The sequence below is a fragment of the Pseudomonas sp. G166 genome, from assembly GCF_037027455.2.
Lineage (GTDB): Bacteria > Pseudomonadota > Gammaproteobacteria > Pseudomonadales > Pseudomonadaceae > Aquipseudomonas.
On sequence record NZ_CP146985.1, the window covers coordinates 570,478 to 587,028 of the forward strand.

Consider the following 16,551-nt stretch of genomic DNA (forward strand, 5'->3'; position numbering starts at 1 on the left):
ACAGGAGCATTACCCCGTTAATAGTCAATTGCGATCGGCTCATACCCACGCCGGCTTCGCTTGTGAAGAAGCCTTGACGCTTTTTGTTATGTGCATCTGACTTGACGGTGGTGATATTGGAAGGGATGCTGCTTCGATGTGAGAACGTGCCCGTTGAGTGTCAGCACTTGGCGGGCGGCAGGCGCTGCGAGCAAATCAAATTGTCCCTGGTTCTCTGTTCGGCGCCTGCGTTGGCTGGCTTATCAACTGCTCAATGCTTCGACGCACGAGTCTTGTTTCGCGATAAAAGGTTTGCTGCTCGATGAGCATTATTAATGTCATGTGGGCGGGCGGTTTACCGTTCGCTTCGGTACACAAGGTCCATCATCAGATACTTTCGCAGGCCGAGCCTGCAACGCCCGTCAAGACATGGCTCTTGCAGGGCTCCAAGTCCGTCTGCCAGGTCGATGTGGGGTCAGTGCTGGAATGGAATCTAACCTCCGCACGGCTCAAGGGCCGACATCTCTGGCGCCTGTTCAAACCCTGGATGCGTAGCCGTTTCCGTCAGGCTTTGCTCGATAGCGATGCCCGTGTGGTGCTGCTCGATGGCCTTGGTGTCGCTCGCCTCCTGTTGCCGGTTCTCGAGGGCATGCCGCAGATACGCGTGGTCGTGATTTTCCATGGCGTGACGCGGCTCAATGCCGCAGGCCGTGAACTGCTGCGTGGGTTCCCAGCCTCGCGTCTGAGAATAGTGGCGGTCTCCGAGACCCTGGCAAAGTCGCTCCAGGACAAACTGGACCTTCAGGTCACTGTCCTGCGCAGCGCATTCGATCCAGGTGTTTTTCAGTCTTTACTCATGTCTCGCGAAGAAGCGCGCACCCGACTGGGTTTGCCTCCGACGGGCACGCGGATATTTGGCGCCGTAGGACGATTGGTGGACAACAAGGGGTTCGCCTGCCTGTTGGAAGCGTTTGCGCGAGCGGCAGCCAGCCAGCCCGACTGGCGCTTGGTGATCGTCGGCGAAGGGCCTGCGCGTGAGGCCTTGCAGGCGCGAATTGCCCAGCCGGATCTGATCGACAAGGTGGTGCTGACAGGGCATCTGGAGGATGTCGCGAAGCTTTACAGGGCATTCGACTGGGTGTTGATTCCGTCCCTCGACGAGGGGCTTGGCCTGATCCTCCAGGAGGCGGTCCTGGCTGGTATCCCGGTGTTGGCCAGCGAGCTTGCCGTATTCCGTGAACAGTTGGGCGATGCTGGCTGGTATGCACCGGTAAATGACGAAGCAGCCTGGAGCGAGGCAATCGTACGGGCTTCACTGGCCTCAGCCGACGCGGTCGCAGCGCTCCAGTACCAGGCGCTGGCGCCTGACGAGGCCTGGCTGAATTTCAGCCAGACCTCCAGGCAATTGATCTCAGGCAGCCAATAGAGCGTTTTCCAGCGCCTGCATCGGAAAGCTCTCGTTCAGGTTCTCCCGGGCAATATAACGAGCAAAGTGCTGCAAGTTGCGGTGAGCCAGGTAACGTGGCAATGGCGCGCGCAGGAAGCGCATGTCGGCCACATCGATCAAGCCCAGTTTGTTCTCAGGCGTAACGACGATATTGCCCAAGTGCAGCGAGCGGAAATAGATACCGCTGGCGTGCAGGTTGCGGATCAGCTCGACGAGTGCCGGAAGGGTCTGCTGCCAGTTGAAGTTTTCCTGATTCGATAATTGACGCAGGGTTTTTCCTGGAAGCGGCCGATACAGTACGGCGGTCATGCCGGACTTTTGCAATTTGTAGGAGGCCAGGACGTCGAGCGTCGGTACGCCGAGCGTTTGCAAGCGGGCCGCATTATTGATGAATCGCGTTGAGTAAGGCCGTAAAAGAGCCGAAGAAAAAAGCCGCTTGCGGCGAAACAATTTGAGGATGTTCCCATCCTGCAACAGATAGACTTTTGGGCCGTAGCTGTCGGCCTCCAGAATGCTGGCGCCTTCAATCAATTGATTCAAAGCGGCTTGGGGAAGCCGTGAGGATTGCATCGTAGGGAAACCTTGTTGAAAGAACCGGTGCCGTGGCGGGCCATGATGCCCAAAAGTTTTTGTTTTAACCATGCCGGTTCGGCTGGTAGACCGTTTAGGAGCGATAGATGCAAGCAACACGTTGGGCGCAGGTATGGATGGCTTTTGGCTTTTTATGGTTTTTGCTGGCGATAGCCTTGGCACCGACCAATAAAGTTTATCAACAGGGGTTGGTTGCATTTGTCTGGTTACCGGCGATTCTATTCGCCTGGCCGGCGCGTCATCGACTGCTGGAGCTGTGGCGTGCACAACGCTTGATCTACACGGCATTGCTGGCGCTGGCGGTCTGGGCCTTGATTACCTTGTTCTGGGCCGAGGCGCCGGAGCCCGCCCGAGAGGCCAAGCGGTTGCTCTATATCCTGGTGTTCCTGTTGTTTTTCCCTATCTTTGCCGACGGCCAGCCTGAGCGCGTGATTCGTCTCATGCAATGGGGCGGGGTGGGTCTTGCACTGACCGCTTTGATAGCCATCGTCCACTTCTACGGTATTGCAAACCATCCCTGGATGGCACGTCTGGAGGGCTTGGGTGAGCTGTCCCATCCTATTCTTGGCGGTTATGTGATTGGGTTGGCGGCGATTTGGATGCTGCACTGGGTGCCGCGGCGTATTGGGCTGCAAGCAGTTTGGGCGATTGCCTTGGCCCTGCTGGGGGTATTTGTGGTGCTGTGCCAGAGTCGTGGTGCGGCGCTGGCCTTGTTGCTCAGTGTGCTGGTTATGCCACTTTACTGCCGGGACCAGCGCACCCGAGTGATCGCCGCCGCAGCCCTGGTACTGGCCATGCTGACCTTCTGGCTGCTCGAACCGCTGGTCATGGCACGTGGTGCGTCCTATCGCCCCGAAATTTTCATGTCGAGCCTGCGCATGATTGCCGAGCACCCATGGGGAGGTCTGGGGCTGGCGAGCGACTACAGGGTTGCCACGGTCGGTCACTCTTTCGATCATGCCCACAATTTGTTCAATCACGTCGCCATTCTGCTCGGGTTGCCGGGCCTGTTGCTCTGGTGCATCGTCTGGTTCGCCGTGCTGCGTGAAGCTTGGCGGGCCCGGGATACCCTGCTGGGCCGCGGCGTACTCGGTATGTGGGTGTTTTCCTTCCTGGCGATGCAGTTCGACGCCGCGAGCCTGACCGGAACCCCGCGTGCCGAATGGTTCATCAGTTGGTTGCCGATAGGCCTGGCTAGCGTTTTGACCTGGGCGCAGGCCAAGTCCAATGGCTGTGATAAAATTCCGCGTTCTTCCTAACCAGTGAGCCCGACGATGAGTGACGCACCGCCCAAAGCGGAACAGGATTCCAGCCTGAAGATCTATTTTCGGTTGCTGGGATACGTCAAACCCTACGCGGGCATTTTCCTGCTGAGTATCGTAGGTTTCATAATATTTGCTTCCACCCAGCCCATGCTGGCCGGGATCCTCAAGTACTTTGTCGACGGCTTGAGCAACCCCGATGCGGTGCTCTTTCCCAACGTACCGTACCTCAAGGACGTGAAGCTGCTGATGGCCGTGCCGTTGCTGATCGTTCTGATCGCTGCTTGGCAGGGCATTGGGTCGTTCCTGGGCAATTATTACCTGGCCAGGGTTTCCCTGGGGTTGGTGCATGACCTGCGGGTCGAGTTATTCAACAAGTTGCTCGTGCTGCCCAACCGCTATTTCGACACTCACAACTCCGGGCACCTGATTTCCCGTATTACGTTTAACGTGACGATGGTCACCGGCGCCGCCACCGATGCCATCAAAGTGGTGATCCGCGAAGGGCTCTCCGTGGTGTTTCTCTTCGCTTACCTGATATGGATGAACTGGAAACTGACGTTGGTGATGCTGGCGATCCTCCCGCTGATCGCGATGATGGTCGGCAATGCCAGCAAGAAATTTCGCAAGCAGAGCAAAAAGATCCAAGTGGCCATGGGCGATGTCACTCATGTGGCGTCCGAGACCATCCAGGGTTACCGCGTTGTGCGCAGCTTCGGCGGCGAGGCTTACGAGCAGCAGCGTTTCAACCGCGCGAGCCAGGGCAATACCGATAAACAGCTGCGTATGACTCGCACTGGCGCTGTCTATACGCCGATGTTGCAATTGGTGATCTACACCGCCATGGCGGCCCTGATGTTCCTCGTGCTCTTCCTGCGCGGTGATGCGACGGCTGGTGACCTGGTGGCCTACATCACCGCGGCCGGCCTGTTGCCCAAGCCCATTCGCCAACTCTCGGAAGTCAGCTCGACCATCCAGAAGGGCGTGGCCGGTGCCGAGAGCATCTTCGAGCAACTGGACGTCGAGCCGGAAGTCGACAGGGGCACTGTCGAGTTGCCGCGCGTGAGCGGCCGTCTCGAGGTGCGCAACCTGAGCTTCACCTATCCTGGTGCTGACCGTGAGGTGCTCAAGGACATCAATTTCACCGCGGCCCCCGGGCAGATGATTGCGCTGGTAGGGCGCTCGGGCAGCGGCAAGTCGACCCTGGCGAGCCTCATCCCGCGCTTCTATCACCATGATGTCGGCCAGATATTGCTCGACGACGTGGAAATCGAGGACTACCGCTTGCGCAACTTGCGTCGTCACGTTGCCCAGGTGACCCAGCACGTCACGCTGTTCAACGATACGGTCGCCAACAATATCGCCTATGGGGACTTGGCCGGAGCGCCACGAGCCGACATTGAAAAGGCCGCTCGAGACGCCTACGCCATGGACTTTATCGAACAGTTACCCAAGGGGCTGGACACCGAGGTGGGCGAAAACGGAGTCCTGCTGTCCGGTGGCCAGCGCCAGCGCCTGGCGATCGCCCGGGCACTGCTGAAGAACGCACCGCTGCTGATTCTCGACGAGGCCACCTCGGCGCTGGACACCGAGTCCGAAAGGCATATCCAGGCTGCGCTGGACCAGGTGATGAAAGGCCGAACGACGTTGGTCATTGCCCACCGCCTGTCGACCATCGAAAAGGCCGATATGATTCTGGTGATGGATCAAGGTCGTATCGTCGAGCGTGGTTCTCACAGCGAACTCCTGGCGCAAAACGGCTACTACGCGCGCCTTCACGCCATGGGGTTGGATGCTCCTGCCCAGGACATCGCCTGAACGCGGCTGATGCCTGTGGGGGCAAGATAAGCGCCCACAGGCATTTGTATCGATACAGATACCCGCATTGACCAATCCACAATAAATCTGCGACTCGCGCTTGGTAAGGTTCTGGCCACAGGACTTTCCTGAACGAACTTTAGTGATCGAGGGAGCCATCCCTTCGCGCGGGTACTGCAATGCTGCAACGTTATCTCTGGAAGCTGCTGCCCAAGTCGCAGCGCTCCTTTTTATTGGGACGCCTGTCGGTTGTCGATCGACAGGTGGTCAACAAGTCGATGTCGGCCAACTGCCGTTTCCCCGAAGCCTTCGCCCAACGCGCCTGTTTGTTCATCCATGTGCCCAAATGCGCCGGCAGCAGCGTTTGCGTAGGCATGTTCGATGGCTACAGCCCCGGGCACCTGCCGCTGTATTGGTATGAACAGCAATTTCCAGTGCAGTATGCGGCCAGTTTCAAGTTTGCTTTTGTTCGCGATCCGCTGGAACGTGCGTATTCGGCCTATGCTTTTCTGCGGGGCAATAAATTGGGCGCGCGCGACCATGCGGCGCAGAAACTGGTGAGCCAATACCGCGACTTCGATGATTTCGTCCTCCGGTGGCTGCACCCAGAGAACATTGCACGGCAAATGCACTTCGCCGCCCAGACGGACTTCCTTACTGACTCCCTTGGCCATCTGGCAATGGACTTCATCGGTTATCAGGAGTATCTGGAGCGCGATTATCAGCGGGTGTGTGAACATCTGGGGCTGAGCGCGACGTTGCCCCATGTGAATTTCTCCCGGCAGCGTGCTTCGGTGCCGGTGCGGGAAATCTGTTCGGTGCGCACCCGTCGGCTGGTGCGCCGGGTGTACCAACGTGACTACGAGATGCTCGGTTATGAATGAGACGTCAAAGGTATCGATGCAACAGGCGCGGATTCGCCCTTATGCGCCGGCGCTCACGCCGCAGGATCGGGCCGCCATCAAAGCCCAGCGACCACGCTGCATCTGGCTGACCGGGCTATCGGGGGCCGGCAAGTCGACGCTGGCCAATGCCTTGGAGGTGCGGCTCAACCAGCAAGGCTTGCATACGGCCTTGCTCGACGGCGACAACTTGCGCCAGGGGTTGTGCCGAGGCTTGGGAATGGATGCCGAAGCCCGCAAGGAAAATATCCGACGTATCGCCGAAGTGGCGCGTCTGATGGTCGATGCTGGCCTGATCGTCATCGTTGCGGCTATCTCACCGTTTCGCGCCGACCGGGACGCGGCCCGACAGTTATTCCCCGAGGGCACCTTTATCGAGGTTTATGTCAGCACGCCTTTCGACGTCTGTGCCCAGCGCGATCCCAAGGGCTTGTACCGTGAGGCCCGCGCCGGGCGGATCAAGAATTTCACTGGCCTCGACAGCCCTTACGAGGCGCCGTTTGCGCCGGACTGCGAGATCAATACTTGCGAGGTGGAGCTGGCCCTGGCCTGTGAGCGACTGTCGGTACTCCTGAAGAACTGATTGAAAACGCCCTCCAGCATCCCGATGTAGCCATGGGCGAGCCTTGCGCCAACCCTGTGCTAATATCCCCGCCCTGTTCATTTTGTATGTGGGATGCTCCATGAAGTTGTCCATGCCGCGATTCGATCAAGCCCCTGTATTGGTGGTCGGCGATGTCATGCTCGACCGCTATTGGCATGGCGGTACCTCACGGATTTCCCCTGAGGCGCCGGTACCGGTGGTCAAGGTCGAGCACATCGAGGATCGCCCCGGTGGTGCCGCCAACGTTGCCCTGAACATCGCGGCCCTCGGCGCGCCGGCCTCCTTGGTGGGTGTGACCGGTGACGATGAAGCGGCCGAAAGCCTGACCAACAGCCTCAAGGGCGCGGGGGTGCGGGCCGTATTCCAGCGCATTGCGCACCAGCCGACCATCGTCAAGCTGCGGGTCATGAGCCGTCACCAGCAACTGCTGCGGATCGATTTCGAAGAACCGTTCGCCACCGATCCCCTGGCCCTTGGAGCCGAGGTCGACCGCTTGCTCGAAGGCGTCAAGGTGCTGGTGTTGTCGGACTACGGCAAAGGGGCGTTGAAAAACCATCAGGCGCTGATCCAGGCCGCCCGTGCCCGTGGCATTCCGGTAGTGGCCGACCCCAAGGGCAAGGATTTTTCCATCTACCGTGGCGCGAGCCTGATCACACCGAACCTCAGCGAGTTCGAAGCCATCGTCGGCGGTTGCGTCGATGAGCACGACTTGGTGAGCAAAGGCGCGCAGTTGATGCAGGACCTGGAGCTTGGCGCCTTGCTGGTGACCCGCGGCGAGCATGGCATGACCCTGCTGCGTCCCGATCACCCTGCGCTGCACCTGCCGGCCCGTGCCCGAGAGGTGTTCGACGTGACGGGGGCCGGTGACACCGTGATCTCCACCCTGGCCGCCGCGCTCGCCGCAGGTGAGGAACTGCCCCATGCGGTGGCGCTGGCGAACCTGGCGGCGGGCATCGTCGTCGGCAAGCTGGGTACGGCGGCGATCAGCGCCCCGGAACTGCGGCGCGCCATCCAACGCGAGGAGGGTTCCGAGCGAGGCGTCCTGGGCTTGGAGCAATTGTTGCTGGCTGTCGATGATGCTCGGGCCCACAACGAGAGAATCGTTTTTACCAACGGTTGCTTCGACATTCTGCATGCCGGCCACGTGACGTACCTCGAGCAGGCCAGGGCCCAGGGGGATCGTCTGATCGTCGCGGTCAATGACGACGCCTCCGTGAGTCGTCTCAAAGGGCCGGGCCGCCCGATCAACAGCGTCGACCGGCGTATGGCGGTCCTGGCCGGTCTTGGTGCGGTGGATTGGGTGATAAGCTTCAGTGAAGGCACGCCGGAAAACCTGCTGCGCCAGGTCAAGCCGGATGTGCTGGTCAAGGGTGGCGATTATGGGATCGATCAGGTCGTCGGAGCTGACATCGTCACGGCCTACGGCGGCACGGTGAAGGTGTTGGGACTGGTGGAAAACAGCTCGACGACGGCGATTGTCGAGAAGATCCGCAGTCGTTGACGGACTTACCCTACACTCCGGGGGAGGCCTCGCGTGGCAAGCGCCTGTCCCCCGGATAATGGAGGCCGGGCATCGGTGCTACTTTCTTTGAGTTACGGTTAATTTTCTTATGAAGGTCATGCTCCTGGTTATGGATGAGCAGCGTGTGATCCTTGATCGCCTGTACGACGTCGTGCGAGAGAGCTGCGACGATTGCACGATCTATCGCTTGAGTAAGCAACAACAGATGAACCTCGGTCGGTTCCTGGCGTCGATCAAGTGGGTGGATTTCGATCGGGTGGTGATTTTTTCGCGAGTTAAACGCCTCGTCCCACAACTGAGCGTATTGAAGTGCATTCCGGGGCTGATCTTCCTTGAGCACGACGCTTATCAGAACTACATGCGCGAAAGTAAATACAAAGGTGTCTACTCGCGCTTGTATCGGCGTCTGCCCAGTTGTCGTGTCTTGGTGTCGGGGGCGGTGGTGGCCCGGCGAATGCAAGCCGAGAACATCGATGCGGTGTTCGTTTCCAAGGGCTATGACGAACAGATGCTGCGCAACACCGGCAGCGTCCGCGATATTCCCGTGGGATTTCTCGGAAGCCTCAAGAGCACCGAATACGCCCAGCGCAAAGCATTGCTTGAATCCCTGGTTCGGCGCACCGGCATGCTCGTGACCCGAACTCAGTCTGGTAATGAATATCTGGAAACGCTCAACCGCATCAAGATCTTTGTCAGCGCCGACCTGGGCATGGGGGAGTTCATGATCAAGAACTTCGAGGCCATGGCCTGTGGCTGCGTGCTATTGGCCTGGAGTCAGGGCGAGGAAGATCGATTACTAGGCTTTGAGGACATGATTAACGTGGTCTTCTACCGCTCCGAGGACGAGGCGCTACAGAAGCTTGAGCTGCTGCAGCGAGACCCGGAACTGGCTGCGCGGATCGCTCATAACGGCCAGGCCTTCGCCGAAAGCCGGTATTCTTTTGCGCGCGTCGGGCGTGCCCTGGCCGATGAAATTCAACGTGACATGCGTCCCTGGCAAGCCCCTTCGGCGTTCACCCGTTGGTGGGTCAAGCTGCGCTATGGCATGAAGGTGCCGGAATAAACGACATGGATGATCGAGGGGCTCAAACCAGTGACGAAATGGCGCTCGACGAGCTGCCTGGTGGTCATCAATCGGTACTCGCTGCGCTGCCCCAGGCGTTGAAGGATTGCTTGGCCGGGGCCGCGCGGGTGGTGCTGGTGGCGAATAATCCGGCGATCACTGCGGCCGACTTCCAGGCGCTCGATATCGGTAGCGACGACGTGGTCGTGACGTTCAACACCTGCGTGAAGTCGGCGCTGCTCAACCCGCAGAGCGTCAATGTGTTCGTGCATGGTTTCAATGCACCCGACGCCTATTTCTTCGGCCTCCCTTATAAGCCCGAGGTGCAGCGATTGATCGACCAGCCCGGTGCGCGCTGTTTCACCATGCTGGTGGGGTGCACCGGGGCTATGTCGCCGCTGCCGGGTGTGGCCCTGTATTGGGAGCGCATGCCGTTACCTCCTTTGTGGCACTATCCGGTCGACAGGCCGGGTGGCAAGCGCTATGTCGGCCCTTCGACGGGTTTCAATGCCTTGGTGCTGTTCGATTGGCTGCGCGCTCACGTGGGTTATACCTACCAGATAATGACCCTGGGCTTTTCCAACGAGGCGGGAAAATTCTGGGGTGGACACGCCTGGGATTATGAGCGGCAGTGGCTGCTCGAGGCCGATGTGATCGTCGTGCCATTGCAGCGTCGCCGTTGGTGGCAAGGATGGTTTCGTCGCTGAGTAATATTGGCCAGGTGGGTAGCCCGATGAGATGTCGTCGGGGGCAAGGTTTTTTACGACAGGGGCAGGACGTGTGTTGAAAGTCGCGGTGGCATTTTTTGGTATCCCGAGAAACTCGGCGATCTGCTTCCCTTCTATTCGGGAAAACGTCCTGGCGCAAATCCCGCCTGGCAGCGAAGTGCAGTGTTTTTACCACCTGTACAAAATCGACGAGATCCACAATCCGCGCTCAGGTGAGCAAGGCGAGCTGAAAGCGGACAACTATGCGCCGTTCAGCACCATGACTGGCCGCCTCGAGTCGACCACCGGGATTCTGGAGCGCTGGGATTTCGAGCGGGTCAAGGCTTTCGGCGATGCTTGGGCGGACGAGCACATCTCCCTCAGAAACCTGATCTATCAGCTCAACTCCCTACACACCGTGACGGCCATGATGGAGCCTTTTGATCCGGATTTCGTCGTGTTCGTGCGTCCCGACATTTTTTACCACTCAGCCCTTCCAGCCTATGTATTTGCTCTCCCCGACGCCCGCCGGTTGAATGCCTACGTTCCGGATTGGCAATGGTGGGGCGGCTTGAACGATCGTTTTGCGATTTGCGGGCGGGACGCCTACCAGGCCTATGGCAAGCGTATCGAACGTATTTTCGATTTTTGCGCGGCGACAGGTAGAAAGCTGCATTCGGAACGTCTGCTCAAATACGCATTGCAGCAGGCGCGGGTCAGGGTTTGCACCCTGCCGACTGCTGCATCACGGGTGAGGATCAACGGCACCCTCGCCGAAGAGTCGTTCTCGCCCAAACGCAACATGGGTAAGCGCGAGAATCGTTATTTCCATCTGTTCGCGCAGTGGCGCACCTATCTGGATAAGCGGCGCTCCACCTGAGGCTATTTGTGCAGCGTTCCGCGAACCATGCGCATCAGGCCCATGGCCTTCTTGTGCAAACTGGTCAAGCCTTGGCGACGAGGGGGGTGCACCTCCAGGCCTTGTTTCACAAGCCAATCCTTCCAGCGGATACGCTCGTCGCGAACCACCCAGCCCTCCTGGCTGGCGAAGCTTTCAGCCAGGTGCAGGCCTCGTGTACTGGCCGCCACCAATTGATCGCGCTTGAGCGTATACAACTCACCGACCGGCTTGCCGTCTTCAAGGGGCATCAGGTACAAATCCGGCCGTTTGCGATCCAGGCGCGCCACCAGTTGATCGCCCTCAAGTCGTTCATCAACGTGAAACAGGCTCAGGGATTTGGCTTCCTTGGGCACATCCAGGCGCAAATCGTAAATCAGTTGCAGCGATGCCGTCGGCAGATGCACGTAGGCCCGTGGTCGCTCGATCAACTGCAGATTGGCACTGCGTACCGGGCGGGCCGAGCCGGACAGCGGCGTCAGGCGAAACGGCAAGGCTTCGCGGTAATGCAGCGCCGTGGCGTAGGGGGCGGGTAGCCAGGTGTCGTTGAAACGCCCGCCGAGCCAGCCTTCCGGGGTTTCCAGCAGGCATTCTTCGGCAATTTCATTGATGGCGGTGAGCAGTGGCAGGTTCAGCTCATGGGCCGGGACGTAGCCAGAAATCAGCTTGAGCACCACATCACCGCGATCCTGTCGCCTTTGGCGTACCAGCACCCAATAGTCGCGGTTCTGCCAATGCAGGGTCAGCCGCACCGAGACGCCCAGGTTCGCCAGCTCCAGGGAAAAGCGTTCGGCATTGTCCACCGTCACCGGACGGCGACGCTGCAAGGTCTGGGAGAAGTTCAACGGCATCCCGACGCTCTGGTAACTCAGGCCTTCGGGTGTCGCTTCAACGAAAAGGGGCAGGGTCTTGAAGTTGCTCGGGTTCTTTCTGATAAGCGTACGCGGCATGTCGGCTCCTTCCTTAAGGCCGCGCGAGGCGGCGTCAGTTTTTACGTAGGACCTTGGCTACGGTCGCGACGTTATGGGCGAGGTGCAGCGGATTGATGGTGCCGACAATAGCACTGGCGACCCCGGGATGCTCAAACAACAGTTCGAAACTGGCACGGACCGGGTCCACGCCCGGGCTCAGGCAGACATGACCGCTGGCCAGGGCCTTCTTCACCAGGATCGCTTTGCCGTGCTCGGCCGCGTAGTCAATGACAACCTTCTCGTTTCGTTCGTTCAGATTGTAGGTGACCATGGCGCAATCGCCTTGCTCCAGGGCTTTCAAACCGCCGTCGACGGTTTTCCCGGAAAAGCCGAAGCCGCCGATCTTGCCCTCGCGCTTGAGCGCCGCCAGGGTCGGGTAGACCTCACTGTCGTTGAGGATCGCCAGGTCATTGCCGTCGGAGTGCACCAGTACCAGGTCGATATAGTCGGTTTCCAGGCGCTTGAGGCTGCGTTCCACCGAGAAACGAGTATGGGTGGCGCTGAAGTCGTGGCGTGACTGGCCGTCGCTGAATTCTTCCCCGACCTTGCTGACAATCACCCAGTCCTGGCGCTGGCCACGCAACAGCGGGCCGAGGCGCTCTTCGCTGCGGCCATAGGCCGGCGCGGTGTCGATCAGGTTGATGCCTAGCTCGCGCGCCAGTTTGAGCAGCATGCGCGCTTCGTCGTCGTCGGGAATCCGGAACCCGTTGGGATACTTGACGCCCTGATCGCGACCGAGCTTGACGGTACCCAGGCCCAGGGGGGAGACCCTGGGGCCGTTATGGCCCAGCGGGCGATAGAAGTCGTGCAGGGTCGGTTGGCTCATGGCAACAGTTGCTCCCAGGCCGGGACGCCCATGGGCGGTTTCGGCAGGTCCGGCAACGGGGCCGGGTGACTGGGCTGGACGCCATCGCGCTGCAGCGCACTGATCACCCTGTCGGCGAAGTCCGGGGCCAGGGCCAGTTTGGTCGGCCAGCCCACCAGCAAGCGATCCTGCTCGGCGAGGAAGGCATTGTCCGGGCGGGTCAGGCCCGATTGCAGGGGCTCGGCGCGGTCTACCCGCAGCGTGGCCCATTGTGCGGTACTGAGGTCGACCCATGGCAGCAATTGGCCGAGTTCCTTCTGGGCGGCGGCGATCTGCGCAGCGGGCTCGCGGGCCACGCCGTCACCTTCGGCGAGGTCGCCACCCAAGTACCAGACCCATTGGCCATCAGCGGCCGGATGGGTGGTCACGGTGACGCGCGGCTTCGGTCCGCCGCCCAGGCAATGGGCGTAGAGCGGCTTGAGGCTCGGGCCCTTGACCAGGACCATGTGCAGCGGCCGGCGCTGCATGGCCGGTTGGTCCAGGCCCAAGGCGGCGAGCACGTCGGCGGTGCCACCTCCGGCGCTGAGGACAATGCGCTGGGCGCGGATCTGGCGACCATCCACCTTCAGTCCCACCAGTGCGTCGCCTTCGCGCAGCGGCTCGATGTGTTGCCCTGCCAGCAAGCCGTCGCCGGCCAGTTCGGCCAGCCGTGAGATCAGGCTGGGCACGTCCACCACCAGCTCGGCCAGGCGATAGACCTTGCCTTTGAAACGCTTGTCTTGCAGGGCCGGTGGCAGTTGCTCGCCCTTGACCTGATCGACCCGCCCGCGCACGGCCTTGCTGGCGAAGAAACTGGTGAGGTTGCCGGCCAGGGTGCCGGGGGACCAGAGGTAATGGGCATCGGACAGCAGGCGCACGCCGGACAGGTCCAGTTCACCCTCGCCCTTCAGGGCTTCACGCCAACGCCGCGGCATGTCGGCGATGGCTTCCGAGGCACCGGTCAAGGCGCCGTGCAAGGCGTACTTGGCGCCGCCATGGATGATGCCCTGGGATTTGACGCTCTGCCCGCCGCCGAGGCTGGCGCTTTCCACCAACACGGTCGAAAAACCCTGGCGACGCAGGCGCGCGTTCAGCCAGAGGCCGGCGACTCCGGCGCCGACAATCAGAACGTCGGTGGAAATAACGGATGGCATGCAGCGACCTCAGTGTTCAAGACGAGGGCGCAGTATACAGACTCGGTGCAGAGGGAATTTGTTGACGATCAATCGCGGCATGGATAAACCCGTGGCGAGGGAGATTGCTCCCTCGCCACGGAGTATTCGAGCTCGAATGATCAGCGGGTTTCAGTGCCCGGCAGTCTTGGAAAAGAGTTGGATCACGACAACCCCAAGCACAATCAACGCCATCCCCAGCATTGCCGGCACGTCCAGCTTCTGACCGTAGATGAACAGCGCTGCCACGCTGACCATGACGATCCCCAATCCGGCCCATACCGCATACGCCACGCCCACCGGGACGGTGCGCACCACCAGGGTGAGCATCCCGAATGCGGTGGCATAGCCGACGATGACCAGCAACAGGGGCAGCGGAGTGCTCAAGCCTTTGATCGCTTTCATCGAAACGGTGGCGATCACTTCGGCGCAGATGGCGATGGCCAGGTAGTAGTAGGCGTTCATGGACGATTCCTCTGTGTATGTTGCGTCTTTCGATGTCGCCATTTTAGGGTTGCGTCAGATGGGGTAAAGTCATTACCTATCTGTATAAGAGATAGGTTGAGCCATGAACGTGCAATGGAATCTGGAACAATTGCGGCTGTTTGTCGGTGTTGCCGAAAAGCGCTCGTTTTCTGCGGTGGCTCGGGACCAGCGCAAGGCTCAATCAGCCATCAGCAGTGCGATTGCCTTGCTGGAAGACGACTTGGGGGTGAGTCTGTTCGAGCGCAGCAGTGGCCGGCAGCCCAGGCTCACCGACGTCGGCGAAGCCTTGCTCGAAGAAGCCAGGGAAGTGCTGCGTCAGTGCGAGCGCCTCAACGGTCGGGCCCTGGCCTTGATGCGTGGGCAGGAAGCGTCGTTGCGCCTGGCCCAGGATGAAGCCATGCCCTATCAGCCGGTCATCGACAGTCTGGCGGCCTTGGCCGAGCAATTTCCCACCCTCGAAGTGCAACTGGCCAGCGCCGCCCAGGGCGATGTGGCGCGCAAACTGGTGGAGCGGCGCGCCGACCTCGGCTTGCTGTTCTATCACGACCAGATCCCCGAGGCGCTGGAGCGCCGGGTACTGGGCAGCGTCGAAATGGTCACGGTATGCGGCCGGGACCATCCCCTGGCGAACCATGATTATGTGACCTGCCGGGAAATGGCCCGGCATCGCCAGTTGTTGATGGCGACCCAGTCCAGCGTCTACCCCGGCAGCGAGCAGGCCAGCCCGCAAGTCTGGCGAGCCGACAGTTTCTATGTGTTGGCCGAATGGCTGAGGAGTGGCCTGGGCTGGGCCTGGCTGCCTCGGCATGTGGTGCAATACCCCGCGTACCTGGGCGACATGGTCGAACTCAGCAGCGAATGGACCCCGCCGGCCCTGGTGGTGGAACTGGTCTGGCGCCGCGACGAACCCCTGGGCCCGGCCGCGCGCTGGCTGGCGGAACGTTTTGCCGTGCAGTTGCAGGCGATCGGCTGAAAAACCGATAAACTCCGCCGCCATGAACAGAACTCTCTATAGCGCGTTGTTTTATCTGGGGCTGCCACTGGTAGCGATTCGGCTGTGGCTGCGGGCGCGCAAGGCGCCGGCGTATGCCCGGCGTATCGGTGAGCGTTTTTCCTGGGGCTTGCCGGCCATGGTGCCGGGGGGCATTTGGGTCCACGCCGTGTCGGTAGGCGAAAGTATTGCCGCTGCGCCGATGATCCGCGCCTTGCTGCAACGCTATCCACAGCTGCCGATCACGGTCACTTGCATGACGCCCACCGGTTCGGAGCGGATCCAGGCGATGTTCGCCAACGAACCACGCATCCAGCATTGCTACCTGCCTTACGACTTGCCCTGCGCGGCCAAACGTTTTCTCGACCGGGTTCGGCCGTGCCTGGCGGTGATCATGGAAACCGAGCTGTGGCCCAACCACATCCATCAATGTGCCAGGCGCGGTATTCCCGTGGCCTTGGCCAACGCGCGGCTATCGGAACGTTCGGCACGCGGTTATGCGCGTTTTCCCCAGTTGACCCGGCCGATGCTCGCCGAGATGAGCCTGTTTGCCGTCCAGACCGAAGCCGAAGCCGAGCGTTTCCGCCAGTTGGGTGCCCGGGCGGAAACCGTCGAGGTCACCGGCTCCATCAAATTCGACCTGACCATCGACCCGCAACTGCTGGAAAGCGCCAGTGCCTTGCGCCGCCAGTGGCAAGCGACGGAGCGCCCGGTGTGGATTGCTGCCAGCACCCATGAAGGCGAAGACGAAGTGGTGCTCGCCGCCCACCGTCGGCTGCTCGACAGTTATCCCGATGGGTTGCTGATCCTGGTGCCGCGGCATCCCGAGCGTTTTGATGCCGTGCATCAGCTCTGTGAGAACCAAGGCTTCGCCACGGCCCGGCGCTCCAGCGCTCAACCGGTCACCGCCCAGACGTCAGTGTTGTTGGGTGACACCATGGGCGAACTGCTGTTTCTCTACGCTTTGGCCGACAGTGCTTTTGTCGGTGGCAGTCTGGTGCCCAATGGCGGACACAACCTGCTGGAGCCAGCGGCGCTGGCGAAGCCGGTGCTCAGCGGGCCACACCTGTTCAACTTCCTCGAAATCGCCGCGCAATTGCGCGCCGCCGGAGCGTTGGCGGAAGTGGACGATGCCCAAAGCCTGGCCTTGGCGGTACAGCGCCTGTTCGAACTGCCGCGCGATGCCCAGCGCATGGCCGAGGCGGGGTTGAAGGTGATGCGCACCAATCAGGGCGCGTTGCAGCGATTGCTGGAGGGGTTGGGGCGGTTGATCGCCAGGCAGTGATCATTCCCA

General features: G+C 60.7%; 16 protein-coding genes. 11 read left to right on the plus strand and 5 right to left on the minus strand.

Annotated elements, in window-relative coordinates; all coding sequences use genetic code 11:
* Positions 1-301 precede the first annotated feature (301 nt).
* Positions 302-1,405 (plus strand): glycosyltransferase family 4 protein, encoded by a 1,104-nt coding sequence (locus SGN16_RS02490; protein ID WP_335943804.1) that lies wholly within the window; start codon positions 302-304, stop codon positions 1,403-1,405.
* Here SGN16_RS02490 and SGN16_RS02495 read toward each other — a convergent pair.
* A complete protein-coding gene (locus SGN16_RS02495) occupies positions 1,391-1,996 on the minus strand; it encodes a toluene tolerance protein (RefSeq protein ID WP_210642550.1) in 606 nt (201 codons plus the stop codon). The genes SGN16_RS02490 and SGN16_RS02495 overlap by 15 nt on opposite strands.
* Before the next feature lie 107 nt (positions 1,997-2,103).
* Here SGN16_RS02495 and SGN16_RS02500 point away from each other — a divergent pair, with 107 nt between their 5' ends.
* The 8 genes from SGN16_RS02500 (at position 2,104) to SGN16_RS02535 (ending at position 10,775) form a co-directional block, all read left to right on the plus strand.
* Positions 2,104-3,276 carry an O-antigen ligase family protein gene (locus SGN16_RS02500; protein ID WP_335943805.1) on the plus strand — a complete coding sequence of 391 codons (1,173 nt, stop codon included), beginning with the start codon at positions 2,104-2,106 and terminating at the stop codon, positions 3,274-3,276.
* A 15-nt stretch (positions 3,277-3,291) separates the two neighbouring features.
* Positions 3,292-5,097 carry a lipid A export permease/ATP-binding protein MsbA gene (gene msbA / locus SGN16_RS02505; protein WP_335943806.1) on the plus strand — a complete coding sequence of 602 codons (1,806 nt, stop codon included), beginning with the start codon at positions 3,292-3,294 and terminating at the stop codon, positions 5,095-5,097.
* A gap of 179 nt (positions 5,098-5,276) precedes the next feature.
* A complete protein-coding gene (locus tag SGN16_RS02510; protein WP_335943807.1) occupies positions 5,277-5,981 on the plus strand; it encodes a sulfotransferase family 2 domain-containing protein in 705 nt (234 codons plus the stop codon).
* Positions 5,974-6,582 carry an adenylyl-sulfate kinase gene (gene cysC / locus SGN16_RS02515; protein WP_335943808.1) on the plus strand — a complete coding sequence of 203 codons (609 nt, stop codon included), beginning with the start codon at positions 5,974-5,976 and terminating at the stop codon, positions 6,580-6,582. Before SGN16_RS02510 ends, cysC begins: the two co-directional genes overlap by 8 nt.
* Before the next feature lie 100 nt (positions 6,583-6,682).
* Positions 6,683-8,104, plus strand: a complete 1,422-nt coding sequence (gene hldE, locus SGN16_RS02520) for a bifunctional D-glycero-beta-D-manno-heptose-7-phosphate kinase/D-glycero-beta-D-manno-heptose 1-phosphate adenylyltransferase HldE (RefSeq protein WP_335943809.1) — start codon at positions 6,683-6,685, stop codon at positions 8,102-8,104.
* Between the two features lie 109 nt (positions 8,105-8,213).
* Positions 8,214-9,188, plus strand: a complete 975-nt coding sequence (locus tag SGN16_RS02525) for a glycosyltransferase (RefSeq protein ID WP_335943810.1) — start codon at positions 8,214-8,216, stop codon at positions 9,186-9,188.
* Between the two features lie 5 nt (positions 9,189-9,193).
* Positions 9,194-9,895 (plus strand): hypothetical protein, encoded by a 702-nt coding sequence (locus tag SGN16_RS02530; RefSeq protein ID WP_210642557.1) that lies wholly within the window; start codon positions 9,194-9,196, stop codon positions 9,893-9,895.
* A 73-nt stretch (positions 9,896-9,968) separates the two neighbouring features.
* On the plus strand, positions 9,969-10,775 hold the full coding sequence (locus tag SGN16_RS02535) for a hypothetical protein (RefSeq protein ID WP_210642558.1): 807 nt from the start codon (positions 9,969-9,971) through the stop codon (positions 10,773-10,775).
* Between the two features lie 2 nt (positions 10,776-10,777).
* On the opposite strand, the gene SGN16_RS02540 is transcribed toward SGN16_RS02535, so the two are convergent.
* From SGN16_RS02540 to SGN16_RS02555, 4 genes are all read right to left on the minus strand, one after another.
* The gene (locus SGN16_RS02540) at positions 10,778-11,743 is read right to left on the minus strand and encodes a metal ABC transporter ATPase (RefSeq protein ID WP_210642559.1); all 966 of its coding nucleotides are present in this window, start codon (positions 11,741-11,743) and stop codon (positions 10,778-10,780) included.
* Between the two features lie 34 nt (positions 11,744-11,777).
* Complete coding sequence (locus tag SGN16_RS02545; RefSeq protein WP_210642560.1) at positions 11,778-12,590, minus strand: aldo/keto reductase; 813 nt, start codon at positions 12,588-12,590, stop codon at positions 11,778-11,780.
* Positions 12,587-13,762: an FAD-dependent oxidoreductase gene (locus SGN16_RS02550; RefSeq protein ID WP_335943811.1), complete on the minus strand. Its 1,176-nt coding sequence runs from the start codon at positions 13,760-13,762 to the stop codon at positions 12,587-12,589. The genes SGN16_RS02545 and SGN16_RS02550 overlap by 4 nt, the downstream gene beginning before the upstream one ends.
* Positions 13,763-13,912: 150 nt before the next feature.
* The gene (locus tag SGN16_RS02555) at positions 13,913-14,245 is read right to left on the minus strand and encodes a multidrug efflux SMR transporter (RefSeq protein WP_072340081.1); all 333 of its coding nucleotides are present in this window, start codon (positions 14,243-14,245) and stop codon (positions 13,913-13,915) included.
* 103 nt (positions 14,246-14,348) lie between these two features.
* On the opposite strand from SGN16_RS02555, the gene SGN16_RS02560 reads away from it, so the two are divergent.
* Both SGN16_RS02560 and waaA read left to right on the plus strand, forming a co-directional pair.
* Positions 14,349-15,239, plus strand: a complete 891-nt coding sequence (locus SGN16_RS02560; RefSeq protein ID WP_335943812.1) for a LysR family transcriptional regulator — start codon at positions 14,349-14,351, stop codon at positions 15,237-15,239.
* A 22-nt stretch (positions 15,240-15,261) separates the two neighbouring features.
* Positions 15,262-16,542: a lipid IV(A) 3-deoxy-D-manno-octulosonic acid transferase gene (gene waaA, locus SGN16_RS02565; RefSeq protein ID WP_335943813.1), complete on the plus strand. Its 1,281-nt coding sequence runs from the start codon at positions 15,262-15,264 to the stop codon at positions 16,540-16,542.
* The last annotated feature ends 9 nt before the right edge of the window (positions 16,543-16,551 follow it).